The sequence below is a fragment of the uncultured Intestinimonas sp. genome (assembly GCF_944387245.1).
Classification (GTDB): domain Bacteria; phylum Bacillota; class Clostridia; order Oscillospirales; family Oscillospiraceae; genus Intestinimonas.
Window position 1 is genome coordinate 1 of record NZ_CALXEE010000021.1, and the last position, 22,987, is coordinate 22,987.

Consider the following 22,987-nt stretch of genomic DNA (forward strand, 5'->3'; position numbering starts at 1 on the left):
GGCTGAGAGCTTCGCCGTCAGGCGGAGACCGAAGGAGCGGACTTTGCGACGACGCGGTCGATGTGGGCGATAATGGAGAAGTTGCGGATCTTGGATTGGTCAGTCATAGGCAGAAACCTCCAGACGGCAAGTCCACGGGGCCCCATCGAAGATGGGGCGGCGCGGAGCGCCGTGAATGAAATCAAAATATGGGGCCCCCGGACGCCGGGACGGCGTCTGGGAAAAGGAGGAGCAAGGGAGCGGCTGAGAGCTTCGCCGTCAGGCGGAGACCGAAGGAGCGGACTTTGCGACGACGCGGTCGATGTGGGCGATAATGGAAAAGTTGCGGATCTTGGATTGGTCAGTCATATAATAAAACCTCCGATAGGGGGAATAGAAATCCGCTGAATGGGGAATGAAACCTGCGATAGGGGTGGTTACTTGCTGTTGCCGGCTTCGTAGGCGGCCACACGGCGGCCGATGCGCTCGCCGGTGTTGTGGATAATCTGAAGGAGGGACTGGTAGGCGCCCGGGTAGGCCTGAGTGAGCACCTCATGGTTGATGGGGGGCAGACTGCCGGATTCCTTGACCTGGCTGGCCAAAGCGTCCACATACTCCACCTCAGCACAGGTCATGTCGGCATTTGCAAGGCCCGTGACGAAGCGCCGGGCGGGAATGGTGAAGAAGTCCTCGTTGTTGTTGCCGTCGGCCCGGTAGAGGTGGCGGAACATCTTGTAGACGGCGGTGCTCAGGTAGTCCGAGCAGGCCTTGATGGCCTCCTTACTGCCCGACTTGCCCAGCAGATCGAAGAGCACGCCGATGGAGTTGACCAGCAGCTTCTTGGACAGCGTGGCCATGATGCTGCCCCGGAGGACGTTGTCCTTTTCGGCGCTGTAATCAAAGAGGCTCTCGGCGTCCACGATGGTGGTGCCGTCCCGGCTGAGGGTCCGGCCCAGGAGGAAGTCGGCGGAGACGCCGTAGTAATCACAGGCCTTCACCACGAAGGCGAGGCCGGGTTCACGGATGCCGTTTTCATAGTGGCTCAGCAGGGCCTGGGAGATCCCCAAATCCTTGGCCACCGAGCGCTGGGAAATACCCTTTTCCTTCCGCAGCAGAGTCAGGGAACGGGAAAAATCCGAACTCATATTCGTTACACCTCGCAAAAAACAGTATGTATAGTATAGTTTGCAAAATACAAAAAGTAAAGCGTAAAGTTTCAGATTCTGGACAATTTGGGCATTGTGATGGAGAAAGGCTTGATGTATAATGTAGCTTACCGGAGAAACTACGAATACACACATGGAGGCGTGTAAATATGTTTGAGAATCTGGTTGAAAAGCTGAAAAAGAATCCTACCACCCTGGTCTTTACCGAGGGCCCCGATCCCCGTATCCTGGAGGCCGCTTCCCGGCTGAAGAAGGAGGGCATCCTGGAGCCCCTGCTGGTGGGCAACCCTGAGGAGGTCCAGGCCGCCGCTGCCAAGGGTGGGTTTGACATCACCGACATCCGCATCGTGGACCCCGCCAACTACCGCCGGATGGACGAGCTGGTGGATAAGATGGTGGAGCTGCGCAAGGGCAAGATGAGCCCTGAAGAGTGCAAGGCCGCGCTCCTGAAGGGCAACTACTTCGGCACCATGCTGGTGAAGCTGGGCGTGGCCGACTGCCTGCTGGGCGGCGCCACCTACTCCACCGCCGACACCGTCCGGCCCGCCCTGCAGCTGGTCAAGACCAAGCCCGGCAACAAGAGCGTGTCCTCCTGCTTCATTCTGGTCCGCGAGCGGGCCGACGGCAGCGAGGAGAAGTATGTGATGGGCGACTGCGCCATCAACATCGAGCCCTCCGCCGAGGAGATGGCTGAGTGCGCCATCGAGTGCGCCCACACCGCCAAGATCTTCGGCATCGATCCCAAGGTGGCCATGCTGAGCTACTCCACCAAGGGCTCCGGCAAGGGCGAAAAGGTGGACAAGGTGGTGGAGGCCCTGAAGCTGGCCCAGGCCGCCGCTCCCGAGCTGGCCATCGACGGCGAGCTCCAGTTCGACGCCGCCTTCTCCCCCGTGGTGGCCCAGACCAAGTGCAAGGGCTCTCCCGTCGCCGGCCACGCCAATGTCTTTATCTTCCCCGAGATCCAGTCCGGCAACATCGGCTACAAGATCGCCCAGCGTCTGGGCGGCTTTGCGGCTTACGGCCCCATCCTCCAGGGCCTGAACGCCCCCATCAACGACCTCTCCCGCGGCTGCGACGCCGAGGAGGTCTACAACATGGCCATCATCACCGCCGGCCTGAAGTAATTTTACAGAGTGATTTTTGCCCCGTGCCGCCTGTATCAATGGGTGGTCGCGGGGCATTTTTTACCGCAAGCTGTATGCGATCATGCGCCATGAATAAAGGAGGAACATCCGTGAAAAAGCAAAGGGCAGGACCCAGGTGGATCTGCTGGACGCTTTTATGTATTGCCGTTCTTGCTGTCCTGTGGGGTGTGTTCACCTTGCTTTCCCCCAGGACGCTCCTCTCACTTTATCACGAATTGCCCGAGAGTGATACGCAGACAAGCGCGATGATCCTGGTTTCAACGGCTGAAGGTGAGGTCTGCCAGGCGGATATCACCGAGAAACAACAGGTGGATACCCTGATTGAGCGGATGGATGCCGCCAAGGTAAATGGTGCAGGGCGATATGATGGAATCCCGATCTCATCGGTGCTCTATCGGGTCTATCTCTTTGCCGTCAGCGAGGAAGGGATGACTGAATATGGAAGTTTGGCGATTAACCCGGAAGGGGAAGTCTTTGCTGAGGACGGAAAAAGATATCAGCTTTCAGGAGAAGCGACAGATGATCTGATCGCGGAGCTGTCCGAGCTATCAAAAGATGCGCAGCCTATCGATGGCGGCACGTGAAATAACATCGCCTCCATGCAGAAAGCCCGCCCCGAAGAAGCAGTCCGGGGCGGGCTTTTTCGTGCCGTCGTGAAAAAGGCCCGGGCTTCCATGACGGGAGCCCGGGCCGGAAAACTCACTGCAAAAGGATGACGGTGGCCTGGAAGATGGTGCCGCTGTAAGCGCCGTTGACCTCGATGACGCTGCCGGTGTCCAGATCCCGGAGGATCAGGGACTTGCCGGTGGAGGCGCTGAGGATGACGGCGGTGGAGGGGACGGACACGGTGACCATCTCCTCGCTGCCGGTATCGGTGGTGGCCCGGAGGTAGATGATGTCCTCGGCGTAGTCCACGTAGAGGATGGTGCCGGAGACCTTGTTGCCGGTGTTGACGGCCTGCTGGATCTCGATGGCCACCACCTGGTCGCCGTTGACGGCCAGGCCCAGCTTATAGCCGGGCTTCAGGGAGGAGAGGGTCATCTCCTTGTTGTTCTGGGTCACGGAGACGGAGTTGTCCACGGCGTAGGAGGCCTTGGTGCCGTCGGAGAGGGTCAGCTCCAGGGTGTAGCCGCTCTTCTCCTGAATGATGCGCTCCACGGTGCCGGTGAGGTTGACATTCTGGGTAATAGCCTCGATGCGGGTTACCTCGCCGTAGCGGACGGTAAACTCCACCTCGTCGCCCACCCGGAGCTTATCCACGGTGGAGTCCTCGTCATCCCGCTCCACCACCGGGGGATCGGACAGATCCACCTTGAAGCTCACCATGGTGCCGTCCTTCTGGGTGACCACGAAGGTAATGGTGGTGTCGGTGCCGGAGCCGAAGGTCCGCTCACTGATGGTGCCTTCGGTGGTGGTGGAGCTGGGGTAGGCCTGGATCATGGTGGCGTCATCGCTCTCGTTGAGGAGGATGGTGACGAAGTCGTTCTTGTCCAGGTCGCGGAGCCGGGTGGTCTCCCCGTCATAGGTGATGACGGCGGCGGAGGTGACATCGTAGGTGGCGTTTCGGTCGTTGGACAGGCGGGTGATGGTGATGGTCTCGTCGGAGGAATCCACCGACTTGATGACGCCCTGGACATAGTTGGACTTGGTGTCCACCGAGACGGACTGGACGGTGTTGTCCTCGTCCAGCAGGCGGAGGATCACGTAGCTGTCCTTGAGGGTGCTGCTCAGGGGGTCCACAAGGCCGTCCACAGTGGTGGTGGCGCCGGAGGGGATGGTATAGGTCCGGGTGACGCCGTCGAAGCCGATGAGCTGGACGGTGGCGGAGGCGGCACTGGTGGATGTTCTGGTGTAGCTGGAGAGAATGCCCTCCACGGTGGAGGTGCCGCCGGTGAACTGGATGGCCACCAGCCGGCCCTGGTCGTCCAGCTTGCACACGGCGGTGGTATAGTTGGCGCCGGCGTCCACGATGGAGGCGTCGCCGGTGGTCTTGCTGCCCACCTGGACCTGGGTAAAGCGGTCCATGGTGAGGATACGGCCGGTACCGTCGGCGGTGACGGCCACATTCTTGCCGTCGATGCCGTTGACGGTGGCGGTAAAGACCTCCAGCTCACTGCTGACCCGGACGGCAAAGGGGGTGCCGGTGCTGTCCAGGCAGACCCGGGCGTGGCGGCCGCTCTTCAGGGCGGAGGAGGTGGTCTCCATGTTGTTCTCATAGATGGTGACATTGGCGGGCAGGGTGACGGTGCCGATGGCGGCGCCGGAGAGATCGCTGCTCAGGGAGAGCTGGATGACGCCGTTGGTCTCGATGGCCGAGGAGATGACGCCCTGCCGGAAGGCGTAGTCGGTGTACTCAGGCAGGTCAGGGGAGGTGCCGTGGGCCTGCATGTAGGCAATGGCACGGGTGAGCATGGTGGCCATGACGGCCCGGGTGACGTTCAGCTTGGGGCTGAAGTCGTTGAACTCGTCGCCCTCCACGATGCCGTAGACGTGGAGCAGATAGACCGAGGGCTTGGCGTCGGCGGCGATGGAGGAGGCGTCGTCAAAGGTCAGGGGATAGGAGGTGAGCCGGTCGGCCATGGGGCCCAGCTGCATGGCCCGGACCAGGTAAATGGCCAGGTCCTCCTTCTCAATGGGCTTGGTGAGGGCACCGGTCTGGTAGAGGCTCTTCAGGTCAGAGCTGGTGAGGATACCGGTGGCCAGACAGATGGAGAACTCCTGATAGAACCAGTTCTGCTCGTTGTTGAGCAGGGTCTTGAGGGTGGGGAAGTAATCCACGGAGATGTCCATAGTGGTGCTGGAGTCCAGCCCCACGGTCCGGGCGCACAGGGCCAGGGCCTCGGCGGTGGTGAGCTGGTTCTCCGGCTTGAAGTTGCCGTCTTCATAGCCTTTGAACATCCCGGCGGCCGTCATGGCCTCTATGTAGCTCTTGGCCCAGTGGGTCTGAATATCGGGAAAGGTGGTGGCGGCGGACGCGGGCAGAACGGTCGCGGTCAGGACCATGGCCAGCGCCAGCAGGCTTGAGAGCAGTCGTTTCACTTTCATGCGGAACACCTCCATGGGACGTTTGGTGGTCGGCCGGTGCGGTCGACATAAGCTTGTATCTTTCAGTATACCGTCCGCAGGGGAAAAAAGCAACTGGAAGTATGTCGGTTTCCACAAAAACCCACGGGGCAGATCAGCCAGCTTCGGTGACGCCGTCGGCGTAGCGCACGTCGCTCATGGCGTCCTTTCCGTAGAAGTCGGCCCCCATCCGCCGGGCGTAGTCCTCAGTGAGCACGGCGCCCCCCACCATGACCTTGCACCAGGGGGCCTCCTGACGGAGGAGGGCGATGGTCTCTTCCATGGCGCCCACGGTGGTGGTCATGAGGGCGGAGAGGCCGCAGAAGGCGGCGTGCTCCCGGACCACGGCCTCAGTCACGGCCTGGGGAGAGACGTCCTTCCCCAGGTCCACCACCTGGTAGCCGTAGTTCTCCAGCAGCACCTTGACGATGTTCTTGCCGATGTCGTGGACGTCCCCCTTCACGGTGGAGAGGACCACCTTGGCCTTGGCGGCGGGGCGCTCCCCCTCACGGGTCATGGCCCCCCGGAGGAGCTCAAAGACGGCCTTGGCCGCCTCGGCGCTCATGAGGAGCTGGGGGAGGTAGAGCTTGCCCGTCTCAAAGGCGGCCCCCACCCGATCCAGGGCGGGGATGAGGCCGTCGTCGATGAGCTCCATGGGGGCATTGCCCCCGTCCAGGCCCGCCTTGGCGGCGGCCACGGCGCTCTCCTTGAGGCCCCGCTCCACGGCGGTGCCCAGGTCCATACCGGCGGCAGGGACGGCAGGAGCGGGGGCGGTCTCCCCGGCCATGGCGGCGATGTAGTCCTGGCAGTTGGGGTCCAGGCCCTTCAGGGCGCAGTAGGCGCGCAGGGCGTCGGTCATGGGGGCGGAGTTGGGGTTCAGAATGGCGGCGGACAGGCCGTGCTCCAGGGCCAGCAGGAAGAAGGCGGAGTTGACCGCCTCCCGCCGGGGCAGGCCGAAGGACACGTTGGACACCCCCAGACTGGTGCGGCAGCCCAGCTCCCGGGTGATGCGGTCCACCGTCTCCAATGTGACGGCGGCGGCGCTCTGGTCGGCGCTGATGGTGAGGGCCAGGGGGTCGAAGATCAGGCCCTCTTTGGGGATGCCGTAGCTGGCGGCGGTGTCGATGATTTTTTGGGCGATGGCCACCCGCTCCCCGGCAGTGGCGGGGATGCCGTTCTCGTCCAGGGTGAGGGCGATGGCGGTGCCGCCGTAGCGCTTCAGGAGAGGGAAGACGGCGGCCATGCTCTCGGCCTTGCCGCTCACCGAGTTCACCAGGGGCCGGCCGTTGTAGCACCGCATGGCGGCGGCCATGGCCTCCGGATGGTTGGTGTCGATCTGGAGGGGAAGGTCGGTGACGGCCTGGAGCTCCTCTACCGTCCGGGGCAGAAGGGCGGGCTCGTCCACCTCGGGCAGGCCCACGTTCACATCCAGCACCTGGGCCCCCTTCTCCTGCTGCTCGATGGCCAGCCGGAGGACGTAGTCCATATCCCCCGACCGGAGGGCCTCCTTGAGCCGGGGCTTGCCGGTGGGGTTGATGCGCTCGCCGATGAGCACGGGCTTCCCCCCAAAGACCACGGTGCGGGCGTAGGAGGACACCCAGGTCCGGTGCTTGGGCGCCACGGGCAGGGCGGGCAGGTCCCGGCAGGCCGCCGAGAGAGCCCGGATGTGCTCCGGGGTGGTGCCGCAGCAGCCTCCTGTCACCCGCAGGCCGGATCTGACCAGCTCCGCCATGGCGGCGGCGAATTCCTCAGGCCCCACCCGGAAGTGGGTGCAGCCGTCCACGCACTCGGGGAGACCGGCGTTGGGCTGGATGAGCACGGGGAGGGAGGTGAGACGGAGCAGCTCCGGGAAGAGGGTGGCCATCTGCTGGGGGCCCAGGCCGCAGTTGAGGCCGATGGCGTCCACCCCCAGGCCCTCCAGCAGGGCCACGGCGGAGGAGAGGTCGCCGCCGGTGAGCATCCGCCCGGTCTGGTCCAGCACCACCGAGACGAAGATGGGCAGGCCGCAGTTCTCCTTGGCGGCGAGCACGGCGGCCTTGGCCTCGTAGAGGTCGCTCATGGTCTCGATGAGCACCAGGTCGGCCCCGGCGGCGGCACCCGCCCGAACGGCGGGGGCGTAGGCGGCCACCGCCTCCTCAAAGGGCAGGTCCCCCATGGGCCGCAGCAGACGGCCGGTGGGGCCCAGGTCCAGCGCCACAAAGCCCTTGCCGTGCTCCGCCACGGCCTCCCGGGCCAGGGTCACGGCGGCGGTGACGATCTCCTCCACCGGATGGCCGGCAAGCTTGACGGCGTTGGCGCCGAAGGTGTTGGTGGTGACAATGTCGGCTCCGGCGGTCAGGTACTGGGCGTGGACGGCCCGGACGGCGTCGGGACGCTCCAGGTTCCACAGCTCCGGCTCATAGCCGGCGGGGAGGCCGGCGGCCTGGAGCATGGTGCCCATGCCGCCGTCGAAAATGAGCACCCGGCGGGCGAGTTCTTCTCTGATGTTCATGGGTGGACTCCTTTGTATCAATGTAGGGATGCTGGTACGGCTCAGCCCTTTCGGAAGGCGCAGTCGGTCTTTCCACAGGCGGCGCAGCCGGTGGGGGGGCACCAGGGGGTGGAGGAGAGCCCCACCACGGCGGTGACCGACTTGGTGGGGGTGAGCATCATGGCCTCGGTGGCGGTGAGGCCGATGCGCTTGGACGCCTCCAGAGCCTCCAGCAGGGGGCGTTGGAAGTCGATGGGAAAGTCCCCGTAGCCGGGGCTGAACCGGGGCCGGAGGAAGAGCCCCTCCGGGGCTACCTCACGGGCCAGACCGTCGCAGCACTCGTCGCAGTAGGCCTCCAACAGGGAGGCGGCGCAGGCCTGGAGAATGACGGCCCGGCTCACCTGCGTGACGGCCGAGCGGCGGAGGAGCCGGTCGGTCTCCGCCCCCAGGGTGGCGGCGAAGAGGTAGACCTCTCCGCAGTTTTTGAGGTGCCGGGCCAGGTAGGCGCTGGGGATGACCATGCCGGCGCAGGTCACCGTCCCATCCTCCACCGTGACGGAAAAGCGCCGCCACACCGCCCTGGGCCGGGCGGTGGCATCCAGTTCAGCGCCGCAGGAGCGGAGGGATTCCTCCAGCTGTTCGTCCACGGTCCCGCCGGGCCGGTGGAGCCCCAGGTACCGGCGGGCCTCCTTCCAATCGATCTCAGCCATGGGGACGGAGGATGCAGGAGAGGTTGTCCATGATCTTGGCGGCCACCTCCGGCTTGTTCATGGTGTAGATATGGATGTGCTCTACCCCGTGGGCGATGAGGTCCAGAATCTGCTCGGTGGCATAGGCGATGCCGGCCTGGCGCATGGCGGCGGGGTCGTCGCCGAAGCGGTCGGCAATGCCCTGGAGCCGGGGGGGCATGACGGTGCCGGAGAGCTCGCAGGACCGGCGGATCTGCTGGACGGTGATGACGGGCATGATGCCGGCCACGATGGGCACGGTGATGCCCTTGTCCAGGGCTCGGAAGAGGAAGCGGTAGAGCACGTCGTTGTCGAAGAACATCTGGGTGGTGAGGAAGTCGGCGCCGGCATCCACCTTCCGCTTCAGGTTGTCCAGGTCAGTGTAGAAGTGGGGGCACTCCACGTGGCCCTCGGGGTAGCAGGCGGCGCCGATGCACAGGTCCTGCCCGCCGGGCAGGGAGCGGATGTGGGAGATGAGCTCGTTGGCGTAGTGGTAGTGCTCCGGGGAGGGGAAGGAGGTGTCCTGGGGGATGTCGCCCCGGAGGGCCAGGATGTTTTCGATGCCGGCGGCCTGGAGCCGCTCCACCATGTCGGCCACCTGGTCCCGGGTGGAGGAGACGCAGGTGAGGTGGGCCAGGGCGGGGACCCGGTAGACGTCCTGGAGCCGGGCGGCCAGCTCCAGGGTGCGCTTGGAGGTGGAGCCGCCGGCGCCGTAGGTGACGCTGATGAAGTCGGGGGCCAGAGCGGCGGTGTCCCGGAGGACGTCCTCCACTTTGGCCAGGGCGGCGCCGGTCTTGGGGGGAAAGAGTTCACAGGAGACGGTGACCCGCCCCTGGGTAAGAAGTTGAGATAGTTTCATATCGGTCTGCTCCTTGTTGTTAACTGGGGGATATTTTACCACGGTAAAGCGGCAGGCGCAACGAAAACTTGTATCCGGGCTTGCAATTCGGGACGTGAAAAGCTATGATGAAAAAACATGACACCTGGAGGTATACCCATGACCAAAGAACAATACGAGGCCATCAGCCGGCCCTTCCGGGGGCGGCCCGGCGCCGTGAAGGGGCTGAAGATCGCAAACCGCGTCCTCACCCTGAGCTGTTATCTTCTCTATCCCGCCCTGCTCCTCTGGGCCCTGGTGACCCGTGACCCCAGATTCCTCCGGCTGGTGCTGGTGCCGGCGGTCTCCTTTGTGTCCCTGAGCGTGGTCCGCCGGGGACTCAACCGCCCCCGGCCCTACGAGGCTCTGGACATCGTTCCCCTCATCCCCAGGGACAAGAAGGGGGAGTCCTTCCCCAGCCGCCACGTCTTTTCCGTGTTTGTTATCGCCATGACCTGGGGCTGGGTCTGCCCGCCGGTGGGTTATCTTCTGGGCGTGGTGGGGGTGCTGCTGGCCGTCACCCGGGTGGTGGCCGGCATCCACTTCCCCCGGGATGTGCTGGCCGGTGCCCTCCTGGGCGTGGCCTGCGGTTGGGTGGGCTTTTATCTCCTGTGAGTGCAGGCATAACAAAGGGAGGACCGTTTTGCGGTCCTCCCTTTGTTATGCTCAGCCCAGATAGGCCTTCTTGACGGCCTCGTCGTTGAGGAGCTCCTTGCCGGTGCCGCTCATGGTGAGCCGCCCGGTCTCCAGCACATAGGCGGTGTCCGCCGTGTGGAGGGCCATGTTGGCGTTCTGCTCGATGAGCAGGATGGTGACGCCCTGTCGGTTGATCTCCTTGATGATCTCAAAGATGCCCTTGACCACCAGCGGAGCCAGGCCCAGAGAGGGCTCATCCATCATCATGATCTTGGGCCGGGACATGAGGGCCCGCCCCACGGCCAGCATTTGCTGCTCGCCGCCGGAGAGGGTGCCCGCCGCCTGCCAGGACCGCTCCTTGAGCCGGGGAAAGAGGTCGTAGACCCACTTGATGTCGTCCTCCAGGCTGTCGGTGCGCAGGTAGGCGCCGATCTTCAGGTTTTCCAGCACCGTGAGGTCGGGGAAGACGTGCCGCCCCTCGGGCACCAGGGTGATGCCCTTGGACACGATGCGGTCGGGGGAGAGGCCGGTGATGTCCTCGGCCTGGAGGTGGATGCGCCCCGAGGCCGGCTTCACCAGTCCGGCGATGGCCCGGAGGGTGGTGGACTTTCCGGCGCCGTTGGCCCCGATGAGGGTGACGATCTCCCCCTCCGGCACCTCGAAGGTGACCCCCTTCACGGCCTCAATGCCGCCGTAGTTGACCCGCAGGTCGTCAATCCTCAGCATCGTCTGCCACCCCCAAATAAGCGTCGATGACCCGCTGGTCGTTCTGCACGACCTCCGGGGTGCCCTGGCTGATGAGCCGGCCGAAGTCCAGGACGTAGATCCGGTCGGAGATCTGCATGACCAGATCCATGTGGTGCTCGATCATAAAGACGGAGAGGTCGTACTCCGTGCGGATCTGCCGGATGAAGTCGGTGAGCTCCTGGGTCTCCTGGGGGTTCATGCCGGCGGCCGGCTCGTCCAGGAGGAGGAGCTTGGGGTCGGTGGCCAGGGCCCGGGCGATCTCCAGCCGGCGCTGGAGGCCGTAGGGCAGGGAGGAGGCCACCTCGTCCTTCAGGTGGGCCAGGCCCTGCTCCTCCAAGAGGGCCATGGACTCCTCCCGCATCCGCTTCTCCTCCGCCCGGTTGAGGCGGAAGGTGGCGGTGAGGAAGTTCTGCTTGGCCCGCATGTGCTTGGCCACCAGCACGTTTTCAAAGACCGTGAGGGCCCCGAAAAGACGGATGTTCTGAAAGGTGCGGGCGATGCCCTTCCGGGTAATCTGGTCGGGGGTGAGGCGGACCACGCCGGTGTACTTGCCGTTGTTTTCCCCCTGGTACATGGCCTTCATCTTGCCCTGGGGGTGGTTCTCCACGATGACCTCCCCGGCCAGGCTCACCCGGCCGTTGGTGGGCTCATAGACGCCGGTCACGCAGTTGAAGGCGGTGGTCTTACCGGCGCCGTTGGGGCCGATGAGGGCCACGATCTCCCCCCGGTTCACCTCCAGGGACAGGTTGTTGACGGCTACCACGCCGCCGAACTGCATGGTGACGTCCTCCAGGCGCAGGATATTTTCAGCCATTGTGCTCACCAGCCTTTCGGGCGGTCTTTTTCGGCCTTGGCCGGAAGAGGTCGGGCAGCTCCTTGTCGCCCATGAGGCCACGGCGGAAGAAGAGGACCACGATCATGATGATGATGGAGAAAACCACCATCCGGAAGCCGGTGCGGAGGAAGGGGACCTTGACGCCGAAGATCCACATCTCGGAGTCCAGGAAGCGGAGCCACCACTCGCTGGCCGCCACGTAGAGGAAGGTGGCGATGCAGGAGCCGGACACGGAGCCGATGCCGCCGATGACCACGATGAGGAGGATCTCATAGGTCATGGTGGAGGTGTACACCTTGGCCTGGGCGTTGGAGGCGTACATGGCGAAGAGGGCGCCGCCCACCCCGGCGAAGAAGGAGGAGATGCAGAAGGAGAGCATCTTGTGCTTGGCCAGGTTGATGCCCATGGCCTCGGCGGCGATCTCGTCCTCCCGGATGGCCTTGAAGGCCCGGCCGTAGGAGGAGTTGATGAGCATGACGATGACGGCGATGCACAGGATGGCCACCAGGAAGGGGACAAAGGCGGACAGGCGCAGGATCACCTCGCCGTCGGCGTTCTTGATGTTGAAGCTGGTGAAGGTGGGGATCTGGGTGATCATGTTGGCGCCGTTGGTCACGGGGCCCAGGGCCTGCCACTGGAAGATGGCCCGGATGATCTCGGCAAAGCCCAGGGTGGCGATGGCCAGGTAGTCGCTCTTGAGCCGCAGCACGGGCAGGCCGATGAGCCAGGCGAAGAGGGCGGCCACGCAGCCGGCCAGAAGGATGGCCAGGGCCACGCCCAGAATGAGGCCCTGGGGGGTGTCCACCCCGCCGAACAGGTCGGGCAGGGAGAAGTTCAGGGCCGAGCCGCCGTAGAGGTAGTACACCGTGTCCTTCTGGGCCACGGGAACGGTGAGAATGGCGTAGGTGTAGGCGCCCAGGAGCATGAAACCGGCCTGGCCCAGGGAGAAGAGGCCAGTGAAGCCGTTGAGGAGGTTCATGGAGACAGCCACCAGGGAGTACACCGCGCCCTTTTTGAGCACGATGAAGAGCTGACTGGTGGAGGGGAGGGTGTTCTCCAGCACCACCACCAGGGCCAGTACCACCACGGCGGCCACCAGGCCCAGAAACGCGCCCGTCTTGTTTTTCTTTGTTTGGATCATCTTGAGGCGCCTCCTTTACACTTTATCGGTGGCCTTCTCACCGAAGAGGCCGGTGGGCTTGAAGACCAGCACGATGATCAGCAGCGCGAAGGTGAAGGCGTCCACAAAGGTGGTGGCCCCCTCGAAGGGCAGGACCTTCACGAAGTTTTCGCAGATGCCGATGAGGAAGGCGCCGATGACGGCCCCGGGGATGGAGCCGATGCCGCCGAAGACGGCGGCTACGAAGGCCTTCAGGCCGGGCATGGCGCCGGCAGTGGGGGTGACGGCCTGATAGGTGGTGAAGTAGAGCATGGAGCCCAGGGCGGCCAGGGCCGAGCCGATGACGAAGGTGGTGGAGATGACGGAGTTGATCTTGATGCCCATGAGCTGGCTGGTCTCGAAGTCCTTGGCCACCGCCCGCATGGCCATGCCCACCTTGGTGTGGTTGATGAGCTGGGTGAGGGCCACCACCAGGATCACCACCAGGAAGGGGGTAAGGATGACCACCCACTTGATGGGGGTGCCCGCCACGGTGATGGTGTCGGACAGGAAGGGGATGGCGGGGTAGGTCATGGGCTGGCCGCCGGTGACGTAGGTGGCGGTGTTCTGGAGCAAGTAGCTCACGCCGATGGCCGAGATCATGACGCTCATGCGGGGGGCGGTGCGCAGGGGCTTGTAGGCCACCCGCTCAATGAGGAAGCCCAGCAGCACGGTCAGCACCAACACCAGGATCAGACTGACGAGGATGGTGGTGGGGGACAGGTAGGCCCCCAGGGACGAGGTCAGATAGATGCCCATGAGGCCGGCCACCATGAACACATCGCCGTGGGCGAAGTTGATGAGGCGCAGGATGCCGTAGACCATGGTGTAGCCGATGGCGATGAGGGCGTATTGACCACCCACCGAGATGCCGAACAGCAGGGTGGAGATGAAAAATTCCATGGGATGTCCTCCCCTATGCCAGATTTGATGCCAGGCTGTCTCGAAAAGAGCGTGGTCACGGCCCCTTTCGAGGCAGCCCGACGAGGTCAGAAATATGAGGCTTGGCGGGAACCCGGAGGTCCCCGCCAAGCGCATACGCTGCCTGTGGTTCAGAGACGGATATTCTTACTGCGCCACAGTCTGGACGCCCTCCAGCTCCCAGGCGCCGTCGTTGGTGGAGTGCTTGATGTAGGCGGTGTCACGGACGGCGTCGCCGTTGGTGTCGTCGAACTCGATGTGGCCGGACACGCCATCATAGGTCACGTCCCACAGGGCGGCCTTGATGTCGGCGGGCTCCACGCTGCCGGCGGCCTTGATGGCCTCCAGGGCCACGTAGTAGGCGTCATAGCCCATGGCGGACACGGCGGCGATGGTGTCGTTGCCGCCGTTGGCCTCCAGAGCGCCGTCGGCGGTGTTGATGTAGTTCTTGATGCCCTCGTCGAAGTCGGGGTTGCCGCCCTCCTGATAGAAGGTGGAGACGTAGAGCTGCACGTTGGTACCCTTGGCGGCCTCAAGGACCATGTTGTCGTCCAGGGTGTCGGAGCCCAGGAAGGGGGCCTCGATGCCAAGGTCGGCGGCCTGGGTGATGATCTGGGTGGCGTAGGCGATGGACACGGGGGTGAAGATAACGTCGGCGCCCTGGTCCTTGGCCTTGTTCAGGTAGGAGTTGAAGTCGGAGTTGTTGGTGGGGAAGGAGTCCTTGATGACGGTGCCGCCGGCGGCGGTGAAGGCCTGCTCAAAGTAGGCGATGAGGCCCTGGTCGTACTCGTTGCCCGCCTCGCCCAGGCAGTAGGCGGTGGTGGCGCTGAATTTATCCTTGGCGAAGTTGGCAAGGACGGTGCCCTGGAAGGGGTCCAGGAAGCAGATGCGGAAATAGTAGTCGTTGCCGGCGGTGACGTTGGGGTTGGTGCAGGTGACGCCGATGGCGGGGATGCCCGCGTCACCGAAGATGGGGCCGCCGGCGATGGACACGCCAGAGCCGTAGGAGCCCAGCACCAGGGCCACGCCCTCGCTGACCAGCTGGGAGGCGGCGGTGGGAGCCTTGTCGGTGGTGGAGCCGTTGTCGGCGTAGACCAGCTCCACGGAGTAGGTCTCGCCGCCCACCTCCACGGTGGGAGTCTCGGTGTTGGCGTACTGCATGCCCAGCATTTCCTTCTTGCCGCCGGAGGCGGAGTCGCCGGTGGAGGGCTCAAAGACGCCGATGCGGACCACCTTGTCGCCGCTCTGGGCGGCGGGGGCGGAGGCGTCGGGGCTGCCGGTCTCGGGGGCGGCGCTGGAGGGCGGCGTGCTGGAGCAGCCGGCCAGAGCCGTCAGGGCCAGGGAGCAGGAAAGCGCGAATGCAAGAAACTTTTTCATTGTTGCTGGTTCCTCCTTGTCCGTTCTGTCGGATGAGACAAACTGTCTACACATAGAGAACGATTGTCCACAGCCGTTGCTTTATTATAGCAATGTGGCAGAGGAAATGCAAGTCGCTTTCCGAATAAAGATCAAATATTTTTGGGTTGTCCCAGATTTGTCCGAATTTTTCGGGGAAAACAGCAGGAGAAGCAATACAATCCTGCATACAGCGACAAAATGAAATAAAATGTATTTCATGCGCAGACAAATGTCGACAAATTAAAGGGGAGCGAGGAGACAAGTCCCGGGCGAAAAGCGGAGGACGCCCGGAAGAATCCATCTTCCGGGCGTCCTCATATCACGATTTATGGTTCCGTGTGTCCGCCGGCGGCGGAGCGATAGTAGGCCAACAGGCGGTGGACAAATCTCCGCATGACGGCAGGCAGATCGTAGGAGCCGTCGCGGGTGCACCAGTTGTAGACCAGACCGCGGACGGAGATCATCAGGTACTCGGCGATCTCCTCGGCGCTGTCATTGCCGGCCAGTGTACCGTCGTCCAGACCCTGCCGGATGATCCCGATGAGCACCCCCACCATGCCCTGATGGGGGTCCCGGCTGAAGAGGGTGTTGTCCGGGTTGTAGAGCAGCTTGGTCATCCGCAGGTCCGTGAGATCGCTGGAGTAGTGGGCGTAATAGTCGAAAAATGCCATAATCCGCTCCAGCGCCGACTCCTGGATGAGCAAAGGTGCCACCGTCTCGGCAAAGTAGTGGTCGGCGATGCGGTAGGTCTCATAAAAGACCTCCATTTTGCTGGAGTAATAATTATAAAAGGTACCGATGGACACCTTGGCCCGGGCCACGATGTCCCGGATGGTGATGTCGTCGAAGTCCTTTTCCGTCAGAAGTTCCACCGCTGCATGGAAGAGCTTGTCCTTGGTCTGCTCCGCCTGGAGCTGCCGCCTGCTTTTGTTCTCGGTTTCCATGTCCTCCACCTCGATACGGATCGGTTTTTTGTACCACGGATTATACAGGAAAAGTACCGCCTATGCAAGCGCGCGGCGTTCCTCCCGTGTCCGTGTCATACCGGCGGGGCATTTCGGGTCCGTCGAATATGGAATCGTCGCCTGGAGGCTATTGACGCTTTTTCCAGCCAGTGTTAGACTATATATGAACAAGTTCACTGAACATATTTGCCGTTTGAACGGAGCGGCCGCGGGGCAGCGGTCACGTTCAGCGCCGCTGAACAGCGGCGGACAGGCCAGGAAAGGAAGGAATTTTGTCTATGAAAAAAAGCACCCCCGCCCAGTGGGCGACCCGTGTCATACTCTACATCGTCGGCCTTTTCTTTATGGCCCTGGGCGTGGCCTTCGCAGTCAACTCCGATCTGGGCGTCTCTCCGGTGACCTCCCTGCCCTATGTGATCAGCCTTATTACCAATACGGCTTTGGGGACCTGTGTCATTGCGGTATACGGCATCTACATTGTATTGCAGATTCTCATTCTCCGGCGGGAGTTCCGCCTCATCAACCTGACCCAGATCATTTTTTCCACCATTTTCGGCTACTTCACCGACTTCACCAAGTGGCTGCTGGCCGACTTCACCCTGCCCACCTATGCTGGACAGCTGGTGATGCTGGTCATCAGCATCATCACGGTGGCCTTTGGCGTATTCCTCTACATGGAGGTGGACCTGGTGGCCATGCCCATGGAGGGGCTCACTATGGCAATCGCCAAAAAGGTAGGCAGACCCTTCCACAACGTCAAGATCGTGGTGGACTGCAGCACGGTCGTCCTGGGTATCCTGCTCTCCGTCGTCCTCCTTCATGGTCTCTTTGGCATCCGCGAAGGCACTGTCATCACCGCCATTGTGGTGGGCAAGGTCATGGGGCTCTTCAAAAAGCCCCTCCAGCCTGTGGTGCAGCGGCTGTGCTTCGGCGCTGTTGGCCCCGAACCGGAGGAGGTGCGGGAGCTGGAGGAGCTGGAAGGCATGGACGTGGGCGAGTAAGACCGGCTCCGATCTGAATTATGAAAGCGGACCCTCCGGCGTTCCAGACGCCGGAGGGTCCGCTTTTGCTGTACCCGGAGACCATGGGTGTCACCGGTGAAAATGGACGTGAAAATCACACTTGTCGCCCCGGATGTGGGAGCGGGCGAACTCCACCGCCCGGCCCTGGGCGTCGTAGCTGACGCACTGGAGGGTGAGGACGCCCCGGTGGGCGTCCACATCCAGCAGCCGGGCCTCCGCCGAGTCCAGCCGGGAGATGGAGAGGCTCTGCTCCCCACGGGAGATCCGAATGCCATAAAAGGCGTACACCTGGTGGAGGGAGAAGACGTTCAGGTCCACGTCGGGCAGGTTGGGGACCAGGTGCTGGGGGATGTAGGTCTCCTCCAGGGAGAGGGGCTCCCCGTCCAGCAGACACAGGCGCCTGACGTAGAAAAGGGGCTCCTGGGGGGAGCAGCCCAGATAGCCGGCGTACAGGGTGCCGGCGGGGCGGGCCGCCTTGATGAGGAGCCGGGTCTCCGACCGCTGGGCCGACTCCTTCAAGGTCTGCTCAAAGCCCCCTGCTGTCTCCAGGTCCTTGGCCAGCTTTTCCCCCACCACAAAAATGCCCTTGCCCTGGACGCTCTTCAAAAGGCCCTCGCCGATGAGGGCCGAGATGGCCGAGCGCACCGACAGGCGGTGGATGCCGTAGGTCTCCGCCAGGGCGCCCACCGAGGGGATGGCGGTGCCGGGCGGGTATTCGCCGTTTTCGATCTTGCCCCGGATGAGCTCCCGGAGCTGGAGGTAGAGGGGCGACTTGGGGCCCACCGGCTCATCACGCCTCATGACTGTCCGTCTCCTCTTCCTGACGCTCCATCACCGTGGTGATCCGCAGCCGGTCGGGCCGGGCCGCCCCACGGCAATACTCCATGAGCTGCCCCGTCTGGTCGTAGGTCATGCTGACGATCCAGAAGAGGGGAGAGCCGCTCTCGATGCCCATGAGCTCGGCCTCCTCGGCGGTAGCGTAGGTGATGCCGATCTCCTCCTCGCCCTGGACGGGGAGAATGCCGAAATCCTCCTCCAGCACGGAGAAGAGGGAGTGGTTCTCCAGGTCCTTGTTTTCCAGACCGGTCAGCCGCTGGGCCGGCATGTAGGAGGTCTCCACCATCAGGGGCTCCCCGTCCACCGACCGCAGCCGGACGATCTTATAGAGGGGATAGCCCAGCACCTGGTTGAACCGCCGGGCCAGGTGCTTGTCGCACTCCGTCCGCCGCAGCTCCAGCAGCCGGGTGGTCACCTTCCGGCCCTGCTGCGCCGCCGACTGGCTCATGGACAGCAGGCCCTGGAGGTTCCGGGTGTACTTCTCAGGGGCCACAAAGGTGCCTGAGCCCGGCCGGGACAATAGTCGGCCGTCCTGCTCCATCAGGGCCACCGCGCTGCGCAGGGTGGTGCGGCTGAGTCCCCAGGCCTCGCTGAGACTGCGCTCCGAGGGGAGACGGTCCCCCGGCCGCAGCCGGTAGTCCGCCAGAAGTCCCTCCAGCAGCTCCCGAGCCCGGGTGCTGGGCCGGGGCCGATATTCCTGCATGTCCTTCCCTCCCCAATTGGTATGGTTTCTTTCGCCTATCATATCATAACCGCAGCCGCGACGCAACGGGAAGGAGGACGATACAGATAAGAAAACTTGTTTTTAGACCAATTTTTGCCGGCGGAAAGCGGAGTGATGGTGGCCGGAAGGAGAAAAACAGCTGAAATCTAGAAAAGAAATATTCAAAACCTTGAATTGGTATGATTTAAATTTTCCATATCTGTAAAAATTCATTGCTATTATAAAAAAAGTATGCTATGATGCAGACGACTGGAAAAAACGGCGAGGAAACCCCATAAAATCGCTGTGATTTTTTGTGGTTTTGATTAAAAATGAGGTGGGAATGGCATGCCGGAGAGTATCGTATCTCTGATCAATGTGGAAAAACGTTTTGGTTCCAATCTGGTGGTACGGCAAATGAACATGGAGATCCAGGAGGGGGAGTTCCTGACCCTGCTGGGTCCGTCCGGCTGCGGCAAGACTACCACCCTGCGGATGATCGCCGGCTTCGAGGACGCCACCTCCGGCATCATCAAGGTCCAGGGGGAGCGGGTGGAGAACAAGGAGCCCTACCAGCGGGATGTGAACACGGTCTTTCAGAATTACGCCCTCTTTCCCCACATGACGGTCTTTGACAACGTGGCCTACGGCCTCACCATCAAGAAGGTGCCCAAGGACGAGATCCGCCGCCGGGTCACCGAGATGCTCTCCCTGGTGCAGCTCTCCGGCTATGAAAAACGGAAGCCCGACGCCCTCTCCGGCGGCCAGAAGCAGCGGGTGGCCATCGCCCGGGCCCTCATCAACAACCCCAAGGTGCTGCTGCTGGACGAGCCTCTGGGCGCCCTGGACCTGAAGCTGCGCAAGCAGATGCAGATCGAGCTCAAGCGGCTCCAGAAGAAGCTGGGCATCACCTTCGTCTACGTCACCCACGACCAGGAGGAGGCCCTCACCATGTCCGACCGCATCGCCGTCATGAACGGAGGCGTCATCGAGCAGATGGGCACCCCCCGGGAGATCTATGACCGGCCCAAGACCCGGTTCGTGGCCGGGTTCATCGGCGAGTCCAACATCTTTGACGGCGTGGTTCGGGCCGTGGACGGCGACCTGCTGCGGGTGGAGTGCCCGGCGGGCACCCTCACCACCCGGGGCGAGGGCTTCCAGGTGGGGGAGGAGATGCATGTCTCCATCCGCCCGGAGTATCTGGAGCTGGGCACCGGCAAGGCGGAGGGCTTCGACCTGCCGGCCAAGGTGAAGGACTTCACCTACATGGGCACGGTGGTCAAGACGGCCCTGGACCTCTCCGACGGCACCGAGGTCAAGCTCTCCCGCTTTGAGCAGGACGAGCGCCTCCACGAGGGGGATGCGGTCCAGGTCTTCTGGGACCCGGACAAGTCGGTGGCCATCAAGAAGGCCCAGGCGTAAGGGGGCGGGAACATGAGCACGCGCATCAACGACACCACCGATCTCCAGGCCATTAGCCGGAAGCGGGACCTGCGGCGGAAGACCCTCCCCGCCCTGGCCCAGGCCGGCCCGGTGTCGGTGTGGATGATCCTCTTCGTCACCATCCCCATGCTCTACATCATCTACATCAGCTTCATGTCCCGGGGCGTCTTCGGCGACGTGGTCTACGAGTTCTCCCTGGAGAGCTACCAGACCCTGCTGGACGCCACCTACTTCAAGGTTATCCTAAAATCCCTCCAGGTGGCCCTCTTCACCACGGTGCTCTGCCTGCTGCTGGGCTACCCCTTCGCCTACTACATCGCCCGCAAGCCCCCGGAAAAGGCCTCCCGGCTCATCATGCTCATCATGATCCCCTTCTGGACCAACTCCCTGATGCGCCTGAACAGCTGGCTGCTCCTCTTCCAGACCAGCGGACCCATCAATAACTTCCTCCAGTGGGCCGGCATCACCGACGCCCCCATCACCTTCGTCTACACCGACGGCCTGGTGGTGCTGGGCATGATCACCAACATGCTCCCCTTCGCGGTGCTCCCCCTGTACAGCTCCATTGAGAAGCTGCAAAAGTCCCTGCTGGAGGCCTCCTCCGACCTGGGGGCTACCCCCCGGGAGACCTTCTTCCGGGTGACCCTGCCCCTCACCTTCCCCGGCATCTTCTCCGCCGTCATCCTGGTGTTCATCCCCAGCCTGGGCATCTACACCGTCTCCGACATGCTGGGCGGCGGCAAGGTCCTCTACATCGGCAACATCATCAAAAACCAGTTCGGCTCCATCCGCAACTGGCCCCTGGGCGCCGCCCTCTCGGTGCTGCTGCTGGTCATCACCGGCGCCCTCATTTTCCTCTACACCCGCTTTTCCAAGCTGGAAGATATGGAGGTGGTGTAAATGGCAAGCCTCACCAAGGTACAGCGCCGCCGGAAGGCCCTGGGCATCCTGGGAGATGTCTACGCCATCCTCATCTACACCGTGCTCTATATCCCCGTTGTGGTGATGATGATCTTCTCCTTCAACGACCAGCGCTACAACTACTACTGGAGCGGCTTCACCACCCAGTGGTACGGCAAGCTCCTCTCCAACCACGCCCTCATGGACAGCCTGTGGTACTCCATCATCATCGCCGTGCTGGCCACCGTCATCTCGGTGGTGGTGGGCACCCTGGGCGCCCTGGGCCTCAAGCGCTATGAGTTCAAGATGAAAAAGTTCATCAACAGCATGATCTTCATCCCCATCATCGTCCCTGAGATCGTGCTGGCGGTGGCTCTGCTCATCATCTTCATGAACATCGGCGTCTCCCTGGGCATGGGCTCCATCCTCATCGGCCACTGCACCTTCTGTATCCCCTACGCCGTGGTCACCATCAAGGGCCGCATCAGCGGCGACGGCGAGACCCTGGAGGAGGCCTCCATGGACCTGGGCGCCAACCGCATCCAGACCTTCCTGCGGGTGACCCTGCCCAGCATTATGCCCGGCGTCATGTCGGCGGCCTTCCTCTCCTTCACCCTCTCCATCGACGACGTGGTCATGAGCAACATGCTGGCCGGCGCCAAGAACAGCACCCTGCCCGTGCTCATCCTCTCCATGAACAAGAGCGGTGTCACCCCCGACGTCAACGCCCTCACCACCATCATGATTCTGGTCATCGTGGCGTGCATGCTCCTGAGCAACGCCGTTAAGGCCATGCTCCGCAAGCGGAGCCAGGCCGCCTGAACAGGTCCTTACCGCCCGGGAGAGCGCCCCGGCGATACGGAATAGAGCCAAATTGAAAAAGGAGGAACATTTGTTATGAAGAGAATTCTGTCCGGAGTCCTTGCCGGTGCCATGCTCCTGGCCCTGTGCGCCTGCGGCGGCGACAGTAGCGCCCCCGCCGAGACCACGGCCGCCGGTACCGACGCCCCCGCTGAGACCACCCCCGCCGAGGCCAGCACCGAGCTGAACATCTACATGTGGCAGCAGTACATCTCCGACGAGCTCATCGCCAACTTTGAGGAGGAGAACAACTGCACCGTCAACCTCTCCTACATGAGCGACAACGCCGACGCCATCACCAAGCTCACCGCCGGCGGCGGCCAGGAGTACGACCTCATCATGACCTGCGACGCCTACATGGAGTCCCTCATCGCCGGCGGCTACGTGGAGAAGCTGGACCTCACCCAGATCCCCAACTCCAGCAACATCAACGAGGCCTACTGGACCGCCAAGGACTACTGCGTCCCCTACCTCATGAACTACATCTACATTGTCTACAACACCGAGACCTGCCCCATTGACATCACCTGCTACAACGACCTCATCGATCCCGCCCTGAAGGGCCAGATCAGCACCATCGACGGCGCCCGGAACCTGTTCCCCATCGCCCTCATCGCCCTGGGCTACGACCCCAACTCCACCGAGGAGAGCGAGATCGCCGAGGCCTATGAGTGGCTGGTGAAGTTCAACGAGAACGTGGTGGCCTACGGCGCCGCCGAGCAGAACCTGACCAACGGCACTGCCTCCGTGGCCCTGACCTACGACGGCAACACCTCCTGGGCCATGAGCGAGATGGGCGAGAACAACACCCTGGTGGTGGCCGATCCCTTCGACGACGCCGTGCAGCTGGGCTTCGACCTCTACGTCATCCCCACCGGCGCCCAGCACACCGACCTGGCCTACAAGTTCCTCAACTACATCTGCGACCCCGAGGCCATGGCCAAGAACCTGGAGGAGTACCCCTACTCCTGCCCCAACGACGCCGCTGTGGCCGCCGCTCCCGAGTCCTACCGCAACGACCCCGCCCGTAACTTCTCCTACAAGGAGAACGTCTTCTTCCAGGAGGACGTGGGCGAAGCCCTCACCATCTACAACGACTACTATCAGAAGCTGAAGGTGGGCCAGTAAGCCC

21 protein-coding genes are annotated in these 22,987 nt (G+C 62.9%); 8 read left to right on the forward strand and 13 right to left on the reverse strand.

What is annotated here, in order from left to right:
- Positions 1–416: 416 nt before the first annotated feature.
- Positions 417–1,124: a helix-turn-helix transcriptional regulator gene (locus Q0K15_RS04565; protein ID WP_294512893.1), complete on the reverse strand. Its 708-nt coding sequence runs from the start codon at positions 1,122–1,124 to the stop codon at positions 417–419.
- 170 nt (positions 1,125–1,294) lie between these two features.
- On the opposite strand from Q0K15_RS04565, the gene pta reads away from it, so the two are divergent.
- Together pta and Q0K15_RS04575 are read left to right on the forward strand one after the other, a co-directional pair.
- On the forward strand, positions 1,295–2,269 hold the full coding sequence (gene pta / locus Q0K15_RS04570; protein WP_294512897.1) for a phosphate acetyltransferase: 975 nt from the start codon (positions 1,295–1,297) through the stop codon (positions 2,267–2,269).
- A 110-nt stretch (positions 2,270–2,379) separates the two neighbouring features.
- Positions 2,380–2,874, forward strand: coding sequence for a hypothetical protein (locus Q0K15_RS04575; RefSeq protein WP_294512900.1), 495 nt, complete (start codon positions 2,380–2,382; stop codon positions 2,872–2,874).
- Between the two features lie 115 nt (positions 2,875–2,989).
- Here the strand turns inward: Q0K15_RS04575 and Q0K15_RS04580 are convergent, their stop codons facing one another.
- From Q0K15_RS04580 to metF, 4 genes are all read right to left on the reverse strand, one after another.
- The gene (locus tag Q0K15_RS04580; protein WP_294512903.1) at positions 2,990–5,335 is read right to left on the reverse strand and encodes an S-layer homology domain-containing protein; all 2,346 of its coding nucleotides are present in this window, start codon (positions 5,333–5,335) and stop codon (positions 2,990–2,992) included.
- Positions 5,336–5,468: 133 nt separating this feature from the next.
- Positions 5,469–7,844, reverse strand: coding sequence for a homocysteine S-methyltransferase family protein (locus Q0K15_RS04585; protein WP_294512906.1), 2,376 nt, complete (start codon positions 7,842–7,844; stop codon positions 5,469–5,471).
- 41 nt (positions 7,845–7,885) lie between these two features.
- On the reverse strand, positions 7,886–8,533 hold the full coding sequence (locus Q0K15_RS04590; protein WP_294512909.1) for a Vitamin B12 dependent methionine synthase activation subunit: 648 nt from the start codon (positions 8,531–8,533) through the stop codon (positions 7,886–7,888).
- Complete coding sequence (metF, locus tag Q0K15_RS04595; protein WP_294512912.1) at positions 8,526–9,410, reverse strand: methylenetetrahydrofolate reductase [NAD(P)H]; 885 nt, start codon at positions 9,408–9,410, stop codon at positions 8,526–8,528. Before metF ends, Q0K15_RS04590 begins: the two co-directional genes overlap by 8 nt.
- Before the next feature lie 138 nt (positions 9,411–9,548).
- Between metF and Q0K15_RS04600 the strand changes: the two genes are divergently transcribed.
- On the forward strand, positions 9,549–10,043 hold the full coding sequence (locus Q0K15_RS04600) for a phosphatase PAP2 family protein (protein ID WP_294512915.1): 495 nt from the start codon (positions 9,549–9,551) through the stop codon (positions 10,041–10,043).
- A 51-nt stretch (positions 10,044–10,094) separates the two neighbouring features.
- On the opposite strand, the gene Q0K15_RS04605 is transcribed toward Q0K15_RS04600, so the two are convergent.
- The 6 genes from Q0K15_RS04605 to Q0K15_RS04630 form a co-directional block, all read right to left on the reverse strand.
- Positions 10,095–10,790, reverse strand: a complete 696-nt coding sequence (locus Q0K15_RS04605) for an ABC transporter ATP-binding protein (protein WP_294512918.1) — start codon at positions 10,788–10,790, stop codon at positions 10,095–10,097.
- Positions 10,777–11,625, reverse strand: coding sequence for an ABC transporter ATP-binding protein (locus Q0K15_RS04610; RefSeq protein ID WP_294512921.1), 849 nt, complete (start codon positions 11,623–11,625; stop codon positions 10,777–10,779). The genes Q0K15_RS04605 and Q0K15_RS04610 overlap by 14 nt, the downstream gene beginning before the upstream one ends.
- A complete protein-coding gene (locus Q0K15_RS04615) occupies positions 11,618–12,787 on the reverse strand; it encodes a branched-chain amino acid ABC transporter permease (RefSeq protein ID WP_294512923.1) in 1,170 nt (389 codons plus the stop codon). Before Q0K15_RS04615 ends, Q0K15_RS04610 begins: the two co-directional genes overlap by 8 nt.
- Positions 12,788–12,802: 15 nt before the next feature.
- Positions 12,803–13,708 (reverse strand): branched-chain amino acid ABC transporter permease, encoded by a 906-nt coding sequence (locus Q0K15_RS04620; RefSeq protein ID WP_294512926.1) that lies wholly within the window; start codon positions 13,706–13,708, stop codon positions 12,803–12,805.
- Between the two features lie 165 nt (positions 13,709–13,873).
- Positions 13,874–15,103: an ABC transporter substrate-binding protein gene (locus tag Q0K15_RS04625; protein WP_294512929.1), complete on the reverse strand. Its 1,230-nt coding sequence runs from the start codon at positions 15,101–15,103 to the stop codon at positions 13,874–13,876.
- Between the two features lie 347 nt (positions 15,104–15,450).
- The gene (locus tag Q0K15_RS04630; RefSeq protein WP_294512932.1) at positions 15,451–16,068 is read right to left on the reverse strand and encodes a TetR/AcrR family transcriptional regulator; all 618 of its coding nucleotides are present in this window, start codon (positions 16,066–16,068) and stop codon (positions 15,451–15,453) included.
- A 299-nt stretch (positions 16,069–16,367) separates the two neighbouring features.
- Between Q0K15_RS04630 and Q0K15_RS04635 the strand changes: the two genes are divergently transcribed.
- Positions 16,368–17,090, forward strand: coding sequence for a DUF6198 family protein (locus Q0K15_RS04635; protein WP_294512935.1), 723 nt, complete (start codon positions 16,368–16,370; stop codon positions 17,088–17,090).
- Positions 17,091–17,180: 90 nt separating this feature from the next.
- Here Q0K15_RS04635 and Q0K15_RS04640 read toward each other — a convergent pair whose 3' ends face one another.
- Positions 17,181–17,912 (reverse strand): GntR family transcriptional regulator, encoded by a 732-nt coding sequence (locus tag Q0K15_RS04640; protein WP_294512938.1) that lies wholly within the window; start codon positions 17,910–17,912, stop codon positions 17,181–17,183.
- Positions 17,902–18,651, reverse strand: coding sequence for a GntR family transcriptional regulator (locus tag Q0K15_RS04645; protein WP_294512942.1), 750 nt, complete (start codon positions 18,649–18,651; stop codon positions 17,902–17,904). The genes Q0K15_RS04640 and Q0K15_RS04645 overlap by 11 nt, the downstream gene beginning before the upstream one ends.
- Positions 18,652–18,999: 348 nt before the next feature.
- Here Q0K15_RS04645 and Q0K15_RS04650 point away from each other — a divergent pair, with 348 nt between their 5' ends.
- From Q0K15_RS04650 to Q0K15_RS04665, 4 genes are all read left to right on the forward strand, one after another.
- Positions 19,000–20,073 (forward strand): ABC transporter ATP-binding protein, encoded by a 1,074-nt coding sequence (locus tag Q0K15_RS04650; RefSeq protein WP_294512945.1) that lies wholly within the window; start codon positions 19,000–19,002, stop codon positions 20,071–20,073.
- Between the two features lie 12 nt (positions 20,074–20,085).
- Positions 20,086–20,994, forward strand: a complete 909-nt coding sequence (locus Q0K15_RS04655) for an ABC transporter permease (protein WP_294512948.1) — start codon at positions 20,086–20,088, stop codon at positions 20,992–20,994.
- Entirely contained in the window at positions 20,995–21,816 is an 822-nt protein-coding gene (locus Q0K15_RS04660; protein ID WP_294512952.1) for an ABC transporter permease, read from the forward strand.
- Between the two features lie 75 nt (positions 21,817–21,891).
- Positions 21,892–22,983, forward strand: coding sequence for a spermidine/putrescine ABC transporter substrate-binding protein (locus tag Q0K15_RS04665; protein ID WP_294512955.1), 1,092 nt, complete (start codon positions 21,892–21,894; stop codon positions 22,981–22,983).
- The last annotated feature ends 4 nt before the right edge of the window (positions 22,984–22,987 follow it).